Source organism: Sphingopyxis sp. (assembly GCF_050725615.1).
Taxonomy (GTDB): Bacteria; Pseudomonadota; Alphaproteobacteria; order Sphingomonadales; family Sphingomonadaceae; genus Sphingopyxis.
In genome coordinates, this window is record NZ_JBOHHU010000017.1 from 39,638 (window position 1) to 55,898 (window position 16,261).

General features: G+C 66.4%; 14 protein-coding genes. 7 read left to right on the top strand and 7 right to left on the bottom strand.

Going from position 1 to position 16,261, the window contains the following annotated elements:
* The first annotated feature begins 162 nt into the window (after positions 1–162).
* From ACREB7_RS06020 to ACREB7_RS06030, 3 genes are read left to right on the top strand one after another with little or no spacing between them, the layout of a single operon-like run.
* Complete coding sequence (locus ACREB7_RS06020; protein ID WP_431591384.1) at positions 163–522, top strand: hypothetical protein; 360 nt, start codon at positions 163–165, stop codon at positions 520–522.
* 19 nt (positions 523–541) lie between these two features.
* Positions 542–1,486: a D-2-hydroxyacid dehydrogenase gene (locus ACREB7_RS06025; RefSeq protein WP_431591385.1), complete on the top strand. Its 945-nt coding sequence runs from the start codon at positions 542–544 to the stop codon at positions 1,484–1,486.
* Between the two features lie 25 nt (positions 1,487–1,511).
* A complete protein-coding gene (locus ACREB7_RS06030) occupies positions 1,512–4,202 on the top strand; it encodes a DEAD/DEAH box helicase family protein (protein WP_431591386.1) in 2,691 nt (896 codons plus the stop codon).
* Here the strand turns inward: ACREB7_RS06030 and ACREB7_RS06035 are convergent.
* From ACREB7_RS06035 to pyk, 6 genes are all read right to left on the bottom strand, one after another.
* Positions 4,199–5,050 carry a metallophosphoesterase gene (locus tag ACREB7_RS06035; protein WP_431591387.1) on the bottom strand — a complete coding sequence of 284 codons (852 nt, stop codon included), beginning with the start codon at positions 5,048–5,050 and terminating at the stop codon, positions 4,199–4,201. The genes ACREB7_RS06030 and ACREB7_RS06035 overlap by 4 nt on opposite strands.
* Positions 5,051–5,361: 311 nt before the next feature.
* On the bottom strand, positions 5,362–7,296 hold the full coding sequence (locus ACREB7_RS06040) for a cytochrome c3 family protein (protein WP_431591388.1): 1,935 nt from the start codon (positions 7,294–7,296) through the stop codon (positions 5,362–5,364).
* An 18-nt stretch (positions 7,297–7,314) separates the two neighbouring features.
* The gene (locus ACREB7_RS06045; protein ID WP_431591389.1) at positions 7,315–8,211 is read right to left on the bottom strand and encodes a hypothetical protein; all 897 of its coding nucleotides are present in this window, start codon (positions 8,209–8,211) and stop codon (positions 7,315–7,317) included.
* On the bottom strand, positions 8,211–10,673 hold the full coding sequence (locus ACREB7_RS06050) for a cyclic nucleotide-binding domain-containing protein (RefSeq protein ID WP_431591390.1): 2,463 nt from the start codon (positions 10,671–10,673) through the stop codon (positions 8,211–8,213). The genes ACREB7_RS06045 and ACREB7_RS06050 overlap by 1 nt, the downstream gene beginning before the upstream one ends.
* 423 nt (positions 10,674–11,096) lie before the next feature.
* Positions 11,097–11,870 (bottom strand): arginyltransferase, encoded by a 774-nt coding sequence (locus ACREB7_RS06055; protein ID WP_431591391.1) that lies wholly within the window; start codon positions 11,868–11,870, stop codon positions 11,097–11,099.
* A gap of 184 nt (positions 11,871–12,054) precedes the next feature.
* Positions 12,055–13,512, bottom strand: coding sequence for a pyruvate kinase (gene pyk / locus ACREB7_RS06060; RefSeq protein ID WP_431591392.1), 1,458 nt, complete (start codon positions 13,510–13,512; stop codon positions 12,055–12,057).
* A gap of 116 nt (positions 13,513–13,628) precedes the next feature.
* On the opposite strand from pyk, the gene ACREB7_RS06065 reads away from it, so the two are divergent.
* Positions 13,629–13,949 carry a DUF1244 domain-containing protein gene (locus ACREB7_RS06065; protein ID WP_431591393.1) on the top strand — a complete coding sequence of 107 codons (321 nt, stop codon included), beginning with the start codon at positions 13,629–13,631 and terminating at the stop codon, positions 13,947–13,949.
* A 63-nt stretch (positions 13,950–14,012) separates the two neighbouring features.
* Positions 14,013–14,255: a DUF2312 domain-containing protein gene (locus ACREB7_RS06070; RefSeq protein WP_431591394.1), complete on the top strand. Its 243-nt coding sequence runs from the start codon at positions 14,013–14,015 to the stop codon at positions 14,253–14,255.
* Between the two features lie 3 nt (positions 14,256–14,258).
* Here ACREB7_RS06070 and ACREB7_RS06075 read toward each other — a convergent pair whose 3' ends face one another.
* On the bottom strand, positions 14,259–14,897 hold the full coding sequence (locus ACREB7_RS06075; protein WP_431591395.1) for a hypothetical protein: 639 nt from the start codon (positions 14,895–14,897) through the stop codon (positions 14,259–14,261).
* A 74-nt stretch (positions 14,898–14,971) separates the two neighbouring features.
* Here ACREB7_RS06075 and ACREB7_RS06080 point away from each other — a divergent pair, with 74 nt between their 5' ends.
* Together ACREB7_RS06080 and ACREB7_RS06085 are read left to right on the top strand one after the other, a co-directional pair.
* Entirely contained in the window at positions 14,972–15,289 is a 318-nt protein-coding gene (locus tag ACREB7_RS06080; RefSeq protein WP_431591396.1) for a YbjQ family protein, read from the top strand.
* Positions 15,290–15,461: 172 nt separating this feature from the next.
* The gene (locus tag ACREB7_RS06085; RefSeq protein ID WP_431591397.1) at positions 15,462–16,208 is read left to right on the top strand and encodes a YebC/PmpR family DNA-binding transcriptional regulator; all 747 of its coding nucleotides are present in this window, start codon (positions 15,462–15,464) and stop codon (positions 16,206–16,208) included.
* The last annotated feature ends 53 nt before the right edge of the window (positions 16,209–16,261 follow it).

A 16,261-nucleotide genomic window follows, 5' to 3' on the forward strand; every position in this document is an offset into this window, starting at 1 on the left:
CAGCGCAAAGGCCCACCCCGCTGCGACTAACGAACAAGTTCGTAAGTCTCGCTGCCCCTCCCGCAGGCGGGAGGGGAGGCCTTCACAAAACAGCCGCTTCCCACCCCAACTCCGACACGACACCCCCCTTGCTTACACTCCTGTAAGCGCTACACTCCCGCCATGCTCGACCGCATCGCCTGGCTCATCCTCGCGCTCATCCACCTCGCCCCGGCGCTCGCCTTCGTCCGCCCGGCGATGCTGACACGCCTCTACGCCGTCGACGCCCGAAGCCCCACCTTCCTGCTGCTCCACCACCGCGCCGCCTTGTTCCTCGTCGTCCTCACCCTCTGCGTCTGGGCGGCGTTCGACCCGGCCACGGGCCGCGTCGCCAGCGTCGCCGCCGCGATCAGCATGATCTCCTTCCTTGCACTCTACTGGCGGGCCGGGTCGCCGCCGTCGCTGCGGACGATCGCGCGCGCCGACCTTGCCGGGCTGCCCTTTTTGGCCATAGTGGCCTGGCGGGCCTTCTCCCCCGCCTGAAACACGGGATCGCCAACCAATGACCAAGACCGTCACCGTCCTCTCGGGCCTCGTCCGTCCGCTCGTCGAAAGCCGTCTGCCCGAGTGGGTCGAACCGCGTTTCTTCCAGTCGAAGGAGGAGGCGATGGCGCTCGCGCCCGAGGCCGAAATCGGCTGGTTCGACATGTACGACAAGCGCGACATGGCCGCCGCGATCGGCGCCGCGACCCGGATGAAATGGCTGAACTCGATCTACGCCGGGGTCGACGGCATTCCGCTCGACCTGCTCGCAGAGCGCGGCACGGTGCTGACCAACGGCGTCGGCATCAATGCGATCACCATCGCCGAATATGTGGTGATGGGCATGCTCACCGTCGCCAAGGGCTATCGCGAGGTTGTGCGTGCGCAGGAGCGCCACGAATGGCTGATCGATTCGCCCGGCAAGGTCGAGCTTTACGGGTCGAAGGCGCTGCTGCTCGGCTATGGGGCGATCGGCAAGCTGGTCGAGGAACGGCTGCAGGCCTTCGCGGTCGACGTCACCGTCGTGCGCCGAACCCCCGGCCCCAACACCCTCACCCCCGACCAATGGCGCGACCGCCTCGGCGATTTCGACTGGGTGATCCTCGCCGTCCCCGCGACCTCCGAAACCGACGGCATGATCGGCGCCGCCGAACTCGCCGCGATGAAGCCGTCCGCGACCCTCATCAACATCGCGCGCGGCAGCGTCGTCGACCAGGCGGCGCTGGTGAGCGCGCTCGACAGCAAGCAGATCGCGTCGGCCTTCCTCGACGTCACCAGCCCCGAACCGCTTCCCGCCGACGATGTCCTGTGGACGCTCGACAACGCGCATATCACCATGCACCTGTCGGGCCGCGCGCAAGACAAGATGTTCGTGCGCGCCGCGACCCGCTTCCTCGAAAACCTCGACCGCTGGCACCAGGGCGAGCCGGTCGAGCCACGAGTCGATCTGTCGCTCGGCTATTGATCCGCCTTCGCGGCCGGCGCGCAGCATGATCGGAACCGATGCCGGCCTGTTCGCGCAAATGCGCTTCTCGGGCCGGTGGCGCGACTATCAACAGCGCGTCATCGCAGAATATGACGCGCATTTCGCCGATGAGCGGCTGCACCTTGTCGCGGCCCCCGGATCGGGCAAGACGGTGCTCGGGCTCGAACTGGTGCGCCGGCTCGGGCGGCAGACGATCGTCCTCGCGCCGACGCGCATCATCCGCGACCAATGGTCGCAGCGGCTGGTCCCGCTGTTTCTGACCGATCCGCCGCCGGCGGGGGCGCTGTCCTTCGACCTTGAAACGCCCGCGACGCTGACCGCCGCGACCTATCAGGCGCTCCACGCGATCTGGGCGAACGAAGGCGGCACGCGCTTCGCCGCGCTATGTGCGGCGCTCGGCTCCGACGGCCCGGTGACGCTGGTGCTCGACGAGGCGCATCACCTCCGCCGCGAATGGTGGCTCGCGCTCCAGGCGCTCGTCGATGCGCTGCCGGGGGCGCGGATCGTCGCGCTGACCGCGACCCCGCCCTATGACGCGCCGCTCGCCGAATGGCAGCGGTATGAGGCGATGTGCGGTCCGATCGACCTCGAGATCGGGGTGCCCGAACTGGTGCGCCGCGGCGACCTTTGCCCGCATCAGGACCATGTCCTCTTTTCCGAACCCGATGCCGAGGCGCTCGACCTGCTCGATGCCCGCCGCCGCGCCGTCGCGGCGCTGGTGCAGGATCTGCGTGGCGATGCGCTACTCCTCGACACGATCGCGCGCCATCCATGGATCGCCGAGCCGCTGGCGCATGTCGAGGCGATCCTCGACGCGCCCGAAATCCTGTCGGCGATGCTCGTCCATCTCGCCGCCAGCGGCCGCCCCCTGCCCGCGCCGCCGCTCGGCCTGCTCGGCATCCGGGGTCGCGACGTGCCCCCGCAAACCCCCTCCTGGCTCGAACGCCTGCTCGATGCGATGCTGTTCCGCACCCCCGAACCCTTTGCCGCTGCGCGCGAGCGGCTGCGCGACCTGCGCGCGGCGCTGCACGAACAGGGGCTGATCGAGGGCGGCGCGGTCCGCCTCGGCGAAACGCGGCGCATCTTCGCGCTGATGGCGGGCAGCCGCGCCAAGCTTCGCAGCATCGCCGACATCGCCGCCGCCGAGGCCGCGCAGATGGGCGGCGCGCTGCGCCTGCTGATCCTGTCCGACCATGTGCGCGGCGCCGAACTCGATCGCGCGCTGCGCCACGATTATGCCCCGGCCAAGCTCGGTGTCGTGCCGATCTTCGGCGCCTTGCGCCGTCTCGCCCCCGCCGGACAGCGGATCGGCGTGCTCACCGGCACGCTGATGCTGATCCCCGCCGCCGCCGCCGACGCACTCCATGCCATCGGGCGACGCCACGGCCTGTCGCCCGCCGACCTTGCGCTGTCCGCCCTCCCCGGCAGCACCGACTATCTGCGCCTGACCCCGTCGGGGCCGGGCGTCGGCGGCGCGGTGGCGGTGATGACGACGCTCTTTTGCGAAGGCCATGTCACCATGCTCGTCGGGACGCAGGCGCTGCTCGGCGAGGGGTGGGACGCGCCCGCGATCAACAGCCTGATCCTCGCCAGCAATTCGGCGGCCTTCATGCTGTCGAACCAGATGCGCGGCCGCGCGATCCGCATCGACCCGGCGCAGCCCGGCAAGGTCGCGAACATCTGGCACCTCGCGACGATCGACCCGGGCCCCGGCGGCATCGCCGAGGCCTGGGGCGAACATTTCGACTGGGGCCGGATCGCCGAGGGCGATGCGATCACCTCCGACCTCGACCTGCTCGAGCGCCGCTTTCGCGCCTTCGAGGGGATCGCCAATTCGGCCTCGACCGCGATCGAAAGCGGGGTGCGGCGGCTCGACCTGCATCCCTGGGCCGGCATCGACGCGTGCAACGCCGCCACGCTGGCGCTGGCGCGCGACCGCGCCGGCATCGCGGCGCGCTGGCAGCATTCGTTCGGCGACGCCGACGCGCGCGCGCATGTCCGCGAAACCGCCGCCCCCAATTATCTGCCGCGGCGGCTGGCCTCGACCGATACGCTGCAGTGGCTTGCCGCCTCGGCGCTGTCGAGCGGCGCCGGCGCCGCGATGTTCGAGCTGCGCGCGATCGCCGGCAAGGGCCTCGCGGCGGCGGGCATCGGCCTCGCCAGCGCCGCAACGATCGCGATGCTGCCGAAGCTGGCCCGCGCCGCGCGGCTATGGCTGCGCAACGGCTCGCTCGAACGCAGCCTCGGGCAGGTCGGGCGCGTCCTGCTCGACGGCCTGCACGCGGCGGGGGCGCTCGGCGACGCCGATCATGTCGCCGCCAGCCTGCGCATCGTGCACGACGCATCGGGGCAGGTCGAGCTCACCGTCGACGGTATCTCGCGCGCCGGTGAGCGGATGGTGATGGCGGCGCTGGCCGAGCTGCTCGGCCCGGTCCAGAACCCGCGCTACCTGCTCGAACGGCGGAGCTGGATCGGGCTGGTCACCCGGCGCGACTATCACGCCGTGCCCGCGCTCATCGCCCGCCACAAGGACAGCGCCGAGGCCTTTCATCGCCTGTGGAACGCGGAGGTCGGATCGTCGCGCCTCGTCTTCACGCGCACCACCGAAGGCCGCCTGATCCTGCTGCGCGCCCGCGCCCGGTCGTTCGCGGCGGGATTCCAGCGCCGCGTCGACCGCCGCTCGGCCTGGCTTTAGCGGCGCGGCCGTTCGGCCTTCAGCTCGCGCACCAGCGGCTGCAACCGTTCGTCATATTTGGCCAGCATCGTGTGCGATCCGGCGTGGTCATAGAAGCTCACCAGTTCGCGCCCGTTCCAGCGGTGCAGCGCATAGGCGGGGTCCTCGGCGACGATCATCGGGCGGTCGTCGGGGTGGTTCTCGTCGATCGGGCGGAGGTCGAGCGACACCTGTGGCGCGGTCGACGAACAGATGGCGACGGTGCGCCCCTCCCACGACACGGTGACGCTGCGATGGAGATGGCCGCAAATCAGCCCGCGCACCTGCGGGTGCCGCCGCACCACGTCGGTGAAGGTCGCCACCCAGGGTTCGTCGGGGTCGGTGTTCATCCACTCGATGCCGCTTTCGACCGGCGGGTGATGCATCACGATATAGGTCGGCTTGGCCGGCTCCTTCGCCAGCTCGGCGTCGAGCCACGCCGCGCGATCGGCGCAAAAGGCCCCGCCGTGGCGCCCTTCCTCGAGCGTGTCGGCGGTGACCAGCCGCAGGTCGGGCAGGTCGATGCTATATTGGATGAAGCCTTGGCCGTCGTCGAAGCCCGGGAATTGCGCATGGAAATTGTCGCGCAGGTCGTGATTGCCGACGCTCGGCCACACCGGAAAGGGACAGCGCGAGAAAGCGGTCGCCAGGCGGCGATAGCTGTCGGCATCGCCGCGGTCGGTGATGTCGCCGGTGGCGAGCAACAGGTCGGGCCGGTTCGGCCCTTCGATCAGCAGGTCGAGAACATCGTCGAGCCGCTTGCGATTATATTCGGCCGGATTGTCCGGATCGAACCCGATATGGATATCGGTGATCTGGGCGATCAGCATATCCGTCCCCTGCCACAGGGCCTAAACCCATGGCCTGCGCGTTCGAGGCGCCGAAATGGCGAAGATATCGCCTTCGCGTGGCCGCCGCAGATGGTGGTTCCATCTGCCAGGCCGCGCGAAGGCGAGATCGAAGCCATTTCGGCGTCCCTTCGGGATTTGATCGATTTTGTCCATGGCGGCGTCAGCGAGTGTTGAAATATCGACATATTCCCGCCCCTCGCTTCCTAGCCCTGAACAAAATCGCTTCAAACCTCGAACGCGCAGACCATGGGTTTAGGCCCTCTCGATCGGCTGGTCCGACCGCCCTGTTATCATCCACCCTGGTCGGTGAGTCTTAGCGCGGGCATGCGCCATGTCACATTATAAAGGCCGGACCGTTTAGAAGCTGTGATCGCGGTCACAGCATAGGTCCCCTGCCGCGGATGGTCGGTGATCGCGGCGGTTTTCTTCTTGCGCTGCGTCGGCGGCATCCACGGCTTGCCGCCGTCGCTATGATATTCGTGGCACATCGCGCAGGGCGATTCGGTCGCGGTCTCGACCTTGACCAGCCGCGCCCCGCCCTCGCCGACATGGCAGTCGCGGCATTGACGCAGACCCGGCACGAGCAGGTCGGCCGACTGTTTCGATCCCGGCGCGGCGGTATGGCAATCGGCGCAGTCGGTTTCCTTGTGCGCGTCATGGTCGAACCAGCCCTTTTGCAGGAAGCGCGGCGTCTGGTTGACCGCCATCACGCGCCAGTTGTTGCCCGACGTCGGCGCAAAGATCGTATGGCAGTCGTAACAGGCCCCGCCTTTCGAGAAGACCGCGCGCACCGCATCCGCCGCGCGGCTCGGGCGCACCGCGACCTCGCGGAAATAGATATTGTAAACCTGCCCCTCGGCATAGGCGCCCGGGCGCCGTCGTTCCATGCCGCCCAGCTGCAACGGCCGCGCCGGCGGGGTCGAGCGATAATAGGCGGTGAGATCGGCGACGACCTGTCCCGGCTCGCCATGGCGCAAGGTGCGCGTCACGCCGCCGACGGTCTCGAAGGCGAGGCTGTGGCACATCGCGCAATCGCGCTCCATCTCGACCGGCTTGATCCGCACCCCGTCGGCGTCGGGCTGGTGGCAATTCTTGCACTCGAGCTTCTTGCCGAAATCGTAGCGGCCCCGGAAACTCGCCGCCATGCGCGCGACCCCGCCGGTCGCCTGCAAATGCATGTCGTGCGGGAATTTCAGGCCGTTATAATCGACGATCCCCTTGGTCATCAGCGTCGCCACCGGCTTGGCGCCCGGCGCGGCGCGGACCAGCGGGCGGAAATCGGGGTGGCTGGTGCCGAAATCGCCGGCATCGGCAAGCTGGGTCGGATGCCCCGCCGCCTTCAGCCGGCCGTTCATGCCGTCGTGGCAATCGGCGCAGAATTTCTGCGGCGTCGCGGCCATCGGCCCCGCGCCCTCATGTTCGGTATGGCATTCGACGCAGCGCCCCTGCGGCCGGTTGAACGCGCTGGCGAAGCTCGCGAGAATCTTCTCGCCGGTGCCCGGCGGCGCGCGCGCGGCGAGCAGCATCGCGGTCGGCGCATTGGCGTGCGCCGCGCTCATCGCCTTATGCTCGCCGGTGTGACAGCCGACGCACGCCTTGTCGGTCACCGCTACGAACGGCTCGACATGGCACGACTGGCAGTCGTTCTTCAGGTTGGCGTGGGCGCTCGACAACGGACCCGACATCCACGCGGTGTCGGCATGATAGCCTTCGGGACGCTCGTCGACATTCTTGTAGCTCTGCCAGGCCCAGATCGGCCCGACGAGGAAGGCGAGCAGCATCAGGATCGCAAAGGTCCAGGCGCCGACGCGCTTGCCCGGCATCACCCCCTGCAGCGAAAAGGCCTTGGCCTCGTCGACGTCCTTCGACGATTGCGACAGCTCGTCAATCCGTTCGACGAGCAGGATGATGGAATCGCCCTCGCGCGCGATCGTCAGGCGGTGGCCGCCGAAACGCAGTTCGGCGCCCGATGCGCTGTCGATGTCGGCGGCGTCGACGCTGCGGCCGTTGAAGTCGAACCCCAGGCCTTCGCTCGCCTGCACCCGGACATGGCGGCCATCGGCGCTGGTGATCGTCGCATGGTGCGGGTTCACCGCCAGGTCGGCGATGTGGATGATGTTGCTGCCCTCGCGGCCCAGCGTGATCGCGTCGCCGGGCAGCGGCTGGTCGCGGATGATCTGCTTGCCTGTCTTGGTCGTCGAGATCCGGCGCAGGATGAAGCTCATGATTCCCCCTCCCCCGCCTTACCAGTAAAAGAAAACGCTGATGATATGCGCCGACAGCGCCGCGATCAGCGCGAAGGTCAGCGGCACATGCACATAAAGCCAGATTTCGAGCAACGCGCGGATGCGCAGATGCTGGCGCAGCCGCCCAAGCGCCGCCTGTTTCTGGGTCAGCAGCCCGACGACCTTTTCGCGCGCCTCGGCATCGCTGCTCCGCGATCCCGCGAGCGCGCGCAGCGCGGCGGCGGTGGCGCATCTGGGATAGCGCCCCGACAGCCGCGCGCCGATGCCCCCCGCGAACGGGTCCTCATCGAGCGCCGCGAGTACCGGCGCGGTGTCCTGCGGCGTCAGCGGCTGCGCGGCGCTGTGCAACTGGCGGTCGAAGGCGCGGATCGCCTCGAGCATCTGCATCTGCGTCATTTCGTCGCGGTTGTTCGACAGCGCGGCGGGCAGCGTCGCGTATACGACAATGCCATAGAGCCCCGACAGGATGACGAGCATCATCAAGGCCCAGGCCAGCGTATGCACGTTCCAGCCGAGCTGGAATCCGGTGTGCCAGGTGCCGATGACCATCAGGCTGAGCCCGAGATAGACATGCGCCGAGGTCCAGGCCTTGAGCGACCAATAGTCGCTCGTCATCTTGCGCTTGCGATAGCCCAATGCGGTGAGCCACAGGATCAGTCCGGCGCCGAGCGTGCCGAGCGTATAACCGTACCAGCTGCCGCCATTGTGGCGCGGGGTGACGTCGACCAGCGCATAGCTGACGATGATGAGCAGGCAGAGCCCGCCCGAAATCTTGGCCCAGCGGAAATTGGCGTAGCGCAGGAAACCCTCGTGCCGCCGCTCGCGCACACGCTCGGTCTGCGTCGCCTTGCTGCGGCGGCGTCCGCCGAACAGGTTCGAAAAGATACTCGCCATCAGCCGGCGTCCTCTTCGAGCCGCGCGATCGACAGGAACTCCTCGGGCGAGACGCGGATCGCGGCGCCGGTCGGACAGGCGCGCACGCAGGCGGGACCGCCCGCGATGCCCTTGCACATGTCGCATTTGACCGCGATCTTCTTGGGCTTCTCCTCGCCCAGCTTCTTCTTGGTCCATTTGGGCGAGGGTTCGCCGGGACCGGGTCCGAAACCGGTGAGCAGCCAGCGGATCAGGCTCGGCTTTTCGGGCGGCGCCGCCTCCATGCGGATCACCCCATAGGGACAGTTGCGCATGCAGTTGCCACAGCCGATGCAGCCCGGCTCCATGAACACTTCGCCGTCGGGGCCGCGGTGGATGACGTTGGGCGGGCAGTCAGCCATGCAGTGCGGATGCTCGCAGTGGCGGCAGCTCGTCGGGACGTGCAGATGGGCAAAGGTCTTGCCCGCCTCGCGGTCGAGCCGCGACAGGCCCTCATGGCTGTCGGCGCACGCCTTTTCGCAATTGTCGCAGCCAACGCACAGATTCTCGTCGATCAGCAGCGCGTCGGTCGCCTCGCCCAGCCCTTCCTTCATAATGAAGCTGGCGGTGTCCGAATAAAGATCGACCGCGCTCGAATAGCTCGCCTTGCGCGATTCGATGAAGTCGTTCATCGCCGCGCGCTCGGCCACCGCCGCCTCGGTCGCTTCGCGCACCTGCGGCCGCCTGGCGAGCATCGTCTTGAACTCTTCGCCCTTGAGCCGGATCACCTCGCTGGCGACCGCCGCCTTCACCGTCGCGTTGCGCGGGGCGCCGCTGAGCACCGCCATTTCGCCGAAGAAACTGCCGGCGGGCAGGTAGCGCAGGAAGATCGGCTTGCCGCCGATATCCTTTTCGACGACCATCGACCCCGACCGGATGACATAGACGTCGTCGCCCTCATCGCCCTCGGCAAGCACCACCTTGCCGGCGGGCACGCGCTGGATGGCGGGGTCCTCGACGATCGGCGCCAGATCCTCGGCGGTCAGGCCGCCCTTGAAGATCTGCATCAGCTGGCGCTCGAGCGAGATGCGTTCGATCACGCGCTTCGCGCCCGGAACCGAACCCATCAGCTTGAGCGCGGCGGTGCGCGACACTTCGACGAAGATGCTGTCCTCGCCGGCGCGGATCGTCGCGCCGCGCTTGCGGCCCGAGATCAGGCCGACTTCACCGAAGATCGATCCCTGTTCGATCGGGACGGTGATGCCGGGGCCGATCTCGACCAGCGCGTTGCCGTCGGCGATCGCGAACAAGGACGATCCGGGTTCGTTCGCCTCGAACACCACCTCGCCCTTGCGATAATAGCCAACCTTGGAATCGAGCATGAATTCGCGCATCTGCAGCGGCGACACATCGGCGAAGATGCGGATGCGGGTGCGCAGATATTCCAGCCACTCGCTGACCGATTTCTTTTGCGGCAGCTTTTCGAAGATCGCCGCCAGATCCTTTTCATCGGCGGGGGTCAGGCTGGTGTTGCCATTGATGAACTCAACGACGTCATGGCCCTGGTTCATGCAATGCTTGATCAGCGGATAACCCGCGAGCGCGCCGATCACGAAAATGCCGGGCACCGTCGATTCAAAGGTCGGCGACAATTTGGGAAAGGCTTCGCGGTCGGGGCCGGTGAACTCGATCCCCATCGATTCGACGAAGCCGCGCGGCGCGACCGATCCCAGCCGCGCGACGATCACATCGCACTCGATCTTCTCGTCGCCGGTCGGGGTTTCGAGCGTCAGCCAGCCCGGTTCGACCAGCTTGGGCTGGGTCTCGGTGCGGATCGACATGAACCCGTTCTCGCCGGCCTCCATCATGTCGGAGACATTCTTGGCCTTGGCGCGGGCGAAATCCTTCGACCGGTTGAGGATGGTGACGGTGTTTTCCAGCGCTTCCTCGGCGACGCCGAGCGCATTTTCGATGCCCGCGTCGCCCGATCCGACGACGGTGATGTGCTTGTCCTTGAAATCCTCGGGATCGTCGACGGTATAGATGATGTGCGGCAGGTCGTTGCCGGGGCAGCGCATCCGGTTCGGGTTGCCCTGGGTCCCGATCGCCAGGACGATATTCTCGGCCGTGATCACGCCCTTGGCGGTCTTGATCTCGAACGCGCCCTTTTGCCCCGTCACCTCGGCGACTTCGGCCTCCGTCACCACATAGGCCTTGTTGTTGTTCGCATCCTCGTCCCAATTGCCGAGGATATATTCGCGCGCACCTTCGGCAAAGCGACAGTCGGAGCGCAGGTCGAGCCGATCGGGGGTCGCGAGGACGCGCTTGCCCTTCTGATATTTATAGATGGTGTCCGAGAGGTGATCGGTCTTTTCGATCAGCACATGCGTCATGCCGAGCTGCCCTGCGCGCGACGCCGCGCTCAGCCCCGCAGGCCCCGATCCGATAATCGCGACCTTGACCGTATCGGCCGGCATCGGCTGCGAGGGGAATTTGTCGCTCATGCGCGCATCCGCCCGCGACGCACGCCGCCGCGTGGTGCCGTTGCCGCGATGATCACAAACCTGCGCACGGGCATCCCTGTCCCCCTATCGCCAGCCCCCCGGCGAGTACAATTTGGATGCGACCCGGACTAATGTCCTAGGCCCCAAGCTATGCCCTTGAAAGCGGGGAAAGGTCAACCGGTGCCGGGCGGAAATCCGTTGTTGCGAGTTGTTCTCAACTACCTGTCGATCATCGGCTCGCGCCGCGACATTTGGCCGGCAGACCAGCGCCCAAATCCTCGTCACCCTGAACTTGTTTCAGGGTCCATGGCCCGCCCTCACCCCAGGCGCCGCGCCGGACGAGAACGCAGACCATGGATGCTGAAACAAGTTCAGCATGACGAATTTGCGGGAAGCCTTCGGTCCGCGACGGACGCCGCCGTGTCAGGCGAGCTCGAACTGCGCCGCCGCCCGGTCGGCATCGGCCGGTTCGAACCGCGACCAGCCGTCGGGGCCCAGCTTTTCGAGCGGGCGGAAACGCGCCTTATACGCCATGCGCGCCGACCCCTCGATCCAGTAGCCGAGATAGACATAGGGCAGTCCCGCCTGCGCGGCGCGCTGGACATGGTCGAGGATGATATAGGTGCCGAGCCCCTCGCGCAGCGGATGCGCGGCGTCGAAAAAGCTGTAGATCATCGACAGGCCGTCGCTCTGCCGGTCGGTCAGGCAACAGCCGATCAGGCGGCCGCGGACACCATCGACGCTCGGTTCGCGATATTCGATCAGATAGGAATCGACCGGGGTCTGTTCGACCATGTCGGCGAAATCCTGTTCGTCCATGTCGGCCATGCCGCCATTGGGATGGCGCGAGCCGAGATAGGATCGCAGCAGCGCATATTGCTCCTCGGTCGCCCAGGGCTTGCACGCGGTGGCGACGATGTCGCCGTTGCGGCGCAGGTTGCGCTTCTGCGACTGGCGCGGCGCGAAGTCCGCCGTGCAGACGCGCACCGACACGCAGGCGGCGCAATCGGCGCAGCTCGGGCGATAGGCGACCGACTGGCTGCGGCGGAAACCGATGCGACCGAGCGCGTCGTTAAGCTCGCCCGCGCTATGGCCGCTGAGTTCGGTGAACACCTTGCGTTCGGTCTTGCCCGCCAGATAGGGGCAAGGCGCCGGGCTGGTGACGAAAAAGCGCGGGAAACGGAAGGGTGCGGACACGCGGGGCAAATCTCCGAAGCGGCGCAGCAGGCCCCGACGCAAGGCCCCCCGACGCGTTGATGGAGAGGGTTATGCCGCGCCGCGCCGATGGTGCAAAGAGGATTTACCAATATTGCCCGTCCCGCCTGGCAACGAGCGGCAAATTTTTAACGCCGCGCCGGACATCTGTGCCGGACTGAATCAATCATCCGCCATAACCGCGCAATTCGTCGCCGGTCAGCGTCGCGACATGCAGCACATTGGTCGACCCCGGGGTCCCGAACGGCACCCCCGCCATCATCACCAGCTTCGCGCCGGGGCGGCCGATGCCGTGGCGCAGCGCCATGCGCTTGCCCTTGGCGATCATCTCCTCGAAACTGCCGATATCCTTGGTCGGCACCGCATGCGCGCCCCACAGCAGTCCGAGCCGCCGCGCCGCCTCTTTCCTGGGGGTCAGCACCAGCAGCGGCGCGTTCGGCCGCTCGCGCGCGACGCGGCGCGCGGTCGATCCCGACGCGGTGAAACAGATGATCGCATCGGCGGCGATCGTCCCGATGATGCTCCCCGCCGCCTCGGCCAGCGCGTCGGCGGTCGTCGCGTCGGGCAGCGTCTCGGTGAAATGCAGGCGGCGGAAATAATCGGGATCGCTTTCGACCGAGCGCGCGATGCTGTCCATCATCGTCACCGCCTCGACCGGCCAGGCCCCCGCCGCGGTCTCGGCCGACAGCATGATCGCATCGGCGCCGTCATAGATGGCGGTCGCGACGTCGCTCACCTCGGCGCGCGTCGGCGAGGGTGAGGTGATCATCGATTCGAGCATCTGCGTCGCGACGACCACCGGCTTGCCCATCCGCCGCGCGGTCGCGACGATGCGCTTCTGCAGCGGCGGCACGGCTTCCGGGGGCAATTCGACCCCCAGGTCGCCGCGCGCCACCATCGCCGCATCGGCAAGCTCGAGAATCTCCTCGATCCGCTGCACCCCCGACGGCTTCTCGAACTTCACCAGCAGCGCCGCCTTGCCGCCGATCAGCGTCCGCGCCTCGGCAACATCCTCGGGCCGCTGGACGAAGGACAGCGCGATCCAGTCGACATTCTGTTCGAGCGCGAAGGTCAGGTCCTTCCTGTCCTTCTCGGTCAGCGCCGCGAGCGGCACGACGACATCGGGGACATTCACCCCCTTGCGATCCGAAATCCTGCCGCCGACCTCGACCAGCGTGTCGATCCGCGTCGGCGACACCGCCTGCACGCGCAGCACCAGCTTGCCGTCGTCGATCAGGAGCCGCGTCCCCGCCTCGAGCGCCGCGAACAATTCGGGGTGCGGCAGATGCACCCGCGTCGCGTCGCCCGCCGCGGTGTCGGCATCGAGCGCGAAGGCCGCGCCCTTGACCAGCTCGACCGGCCCCACCGCAAAGGTCCCGACGCGCAATTTCGGCCCCTGCAGGTCGACGAGGATCGTCGTCGGCCGCCCGGTTTCCTTCTCCAGCGCGCGGATCGCCGCGATCACCCTGGCATGGCCTTCATGGTCACCATGGCTCATATTGACGCGGAACGCATCGGCGCCGGCGCGGTGCAGCGCGGCGATCATGTCGGGATTGGCGCTCGCGGGACCCAGCGTCGCGAGGATGCGCACCTTGCGCTGGCGGGGGGTGAAGCTCTGGACCACGAAGGGGCTCCGGTCAAAATGAGGGGATGAAATCTTGGCCGCTTGCCTAGGCGCGTTGCCCGGGCCAAGGCAAGCCGCGTATAGCTATTCATGCCCCCAGCCGAAGGAAATCCGCCATGTCCTGCAGCGACGATGTCACGCCCGGAACCGACGCGCTCGACGCCCTCGACGATGCCGCCGCCGCCGCCGCCTTCCGCCGCCTCGCGCGGCTGCTCCAGCACCGCAGCGACGCCGCGAACATCGACCTGATGGGGCTCGCGGGTTTCTGCCGCAACTGCCTCGGCGACTGGATCGCCGAGGCCGGCGGCATGGACAAGGAGGCCGGCCGCGCGATCGTCCATGGCATGCCGACCGCCGAGTGGAAGGCGCTGCACCACACCCCCGCGACCCCCGAACAGCTCGCCCGCATGGAAGAAAGCATGGCCAAAAATCCCTGAGCCGATTAGGGACGCGCAGCCCGCGATTCTCGCGTCCCAAATCCCAAATCACCGGAGTCAAAAATGAGCGAAGCCACCACCACCGACCAGCAACTGCGCCTGTTCATCGAGCGTATCGAGCGGTTGGAAGAAGAGAAAAAGGGCATCGCAGACGATATCCGCGACACCTATAATGAAGCGAAATCGCAGGGTTTCGATGGCAAAGCCATGCGCCAAGTCATCAAGCTGCGTAAAATGCCCAAGCACGATCGTTTGGAGATGGAAGCCATACTTGAGGTCTATATGGCAGCGCTCGGACTCGAATAGGCGCTATTCTTCTTCGTCTTGAAGGCGGCGATAGAGCGCCAAAGCAGCTTCATCGCCGGCCTTCAGCAACTGCAGGACTTCCCTAAAGCCATCGACGTAGCCGCGAAGGGTATCGGTCGCCCGAGCCATTTCGCTCACCATCAACTCAGCAAACCAATAGAACGCCGATTTTGCTTGCTGAACATCCTCACTTGATACGGATAGATCGTCCTCAGCCTTGGGGTGCGTGATGCGATTTCTTATGCCTATGGTCTTCTTGAGACTTACCCAACCTTCGACACCAAAATCAGGTTGATCGGCCAAGGCGCATTTTGCCGCGATGCGCGAAGTCAGCCTGATCATCGCGGTGGTCGATATAAACCGGCGCTGTTCCGAAACCCTGCCGTCATCACCGACGAAATAGGATATTTCAGAAAGGGCGCCCCGCTCGGCATCGGACAGCAAGCCCATCGTTTCAGCTATTTCTTTCACATGCTCGCGGTAGAGCCACGCCAAGCCTTCGACTGCGGCGATAAGCGCCCGCAATAAACCACGCCGATTGGTTGGCGTATCGGCAGCCTGCTGTCGATCCAACGCATCTTGAACGTCAAGGAACAACGCCCCTACAAGCGTCCGCCAAGCTGCATCTGGCACAGTTGACAATTCCTATTCCTCCCCGCTTTGACTTGCTCAGCCATAACACACAATCCGATCCACTAAACCAAGGACAAAAGACGATGTTCAGCACCACCACCAATGCCGTCGAGGGCCGTCCGGTCCGCGAATATCTGGGCATCGTCACCGGCGAAGTCATCGTCGGCGCGAACCTGTTCCGCGACCTGTTCGCCAGCATCACCGACATCGTCGGCGGCCGTTCGGGCAAATATGAGGATGTCCTCGCCCGCGCGCGCAAGGAAGCGCTCGGCGAAATGGAGGCCGAGGCCGCCAAGCTCGGCGGCAATGCGGTGATCGGCGTCGATCTCGACTATGAAGTGCTCGGCCAGAATGGCTCGATGCTGATGGTCAGCGCATCGGGGACTGCCGTCGTCATTTAGGTTCAGCGCCGAAAAATCACCGTAGCCCTGAGCCTGTCGAAGGGCGCTTCTCGTCGATGGGCGCCCTTCGACAGGCTCAGGGCTACGGCTTGACTGGCAATGCGGCGGTTGTCTCATATTGCCGCCCGCGCTAGGGCGGCGCCCACATCCCAACAGCATCTGGAGGACGGCGATGGCCGGCCATAGCAAATATAAGAATATCATGTACCGCAAGGGTGCGCAGGACAAGAAGCGCAGCTCGCTCTTTTCCAAGCTCTGCCGCGAAATCACCGTCGCCGCGAAAATGGGCCTGCCCGATCCCGACGCCAACGCGCGCCTGCGCGCGGCGATCAACGCCGCCAAGGCGCAGTCGGTGCCCAAGGACAATATCCAGCGCTCGATCGACAAGGCCGCAGGCAACGACGGCGATAATTACGAAGAAATGCGCTACGAAGGCTATGGCCCGGGCGGCGTGTCGCTGATCGTCGAGGCGCTGACCGACAACCGCAACCGCACCGCGACCAACGTCCGCACCGCCTTCTCCAAGAATGGCGGCAACCTCGGCACCTCGGGCAGCGTTTCCCATGGGTTCGACCGTCTCGGCCTGATCAGCTATCCCGCGAGCGCGGGCGACGCCGACACTGTCTTCGAAGCCGCACTCGATGCGGGCGCCAATGATGTCGAATCGTCCGAGGACGGCCATGACATCTGGACCGACGTCGACGGCCTGCACGAAGTCGCCAAGGCGCTCGAAGCCAGGCTCGGCGAGGCCGAGGGCGTCAAGCTCGCCTGGCGTCCGACGCTGAAAAGCGACGTCAGCGACGAAAGCATCGCGCAGAGCCTGTTCAAGCTGATCGACACGCTCGACGACGACGACGACGTCCAGACCGTGTGGGGCAATTACGACATCGCCGACGAGGTGATGGAGAAATTGGGCTAATGCAGATCCTCCCCATCGACTTGCGATGGGGAGGGGGACCGCTCGCGAAGCGA

Coding starts and splice junctions, on each gene's coding strand:
- ACREB7_RS06035 (WP_431591387.1), bottom strand. CDS start 5,050: ATGCTGATCGCCCAGATCACCGATATCCATATCGGGTTCGATCCGGAC.
- ACREB7_RS06030 (WP_431591386.1), top strand. CDS start 1,512: ATGATCGGAACCGATGCCGGCCTGTTCGCGCAAATGCGCTTCTCGGGC.
- ACREB7_RS06050 (WP_431591390.1), bottom strand. CDS start 10,673: ATGAGCGACAAATTCCCCTCGCAGCCGATGCCGGCCGATACGGTCAAG.
- ACREB7_RS06020 (WP_431591384.1), top strand. CDS start 163: ATGCTCGACCGCATCGCCTGGCTCATCCTCGCGCTCATCCACCTCGCC.
- ACREB7_RS06045 (WP_431591389.1), bottom strand. CDS start 8,211: ATGGCGAGTATCTTTTCGAACCTGTTCGGCGGACGCCGCCGCAGCAAG.
- ACREB7_RS06070 (WP_431591394.1), top strand. CDS start 14,013: ATGAGCGAAGCCACCACCACCGACCAGCAACTGCGCCTGTTCATCGAG.
- ACREB7_RS06080 (WP_431591396.1), top strand. CDS start 14,972: ATGTTCAGCACCACCACCAATGCCGTCGAGGGCCGTCCGGTCCGCGAA.
- ACREB7_RS06065 (WP_431591393.1), top strand. CDS start 13,629: ATGTCCTGCAGCGACGATGTCACGCCCGGAACCGACGCGCTCGACGCC.
- ACREB7_RS06040 (WP_431591388.1), bottom strand. CDS start 7,296: ATGAGCTTCATCCTGCGCCGGATCTCGACGACCAAGACAGGCAAGCAG.
- ACREB7_RS06025 (WP_431591385.1), top strand. CDS start 542: ATGACCAAGACCGTCACCGTCCTCTCGGGCCTCGTCCGTCCGCTCGTC.
- ACREB7_RS06085 (WP_431591397.1), top strand. CDS start 15,462: ATGGCCGGCCATAGCAAATATAAGAATATCATGTACCGCAAGGGTGCG.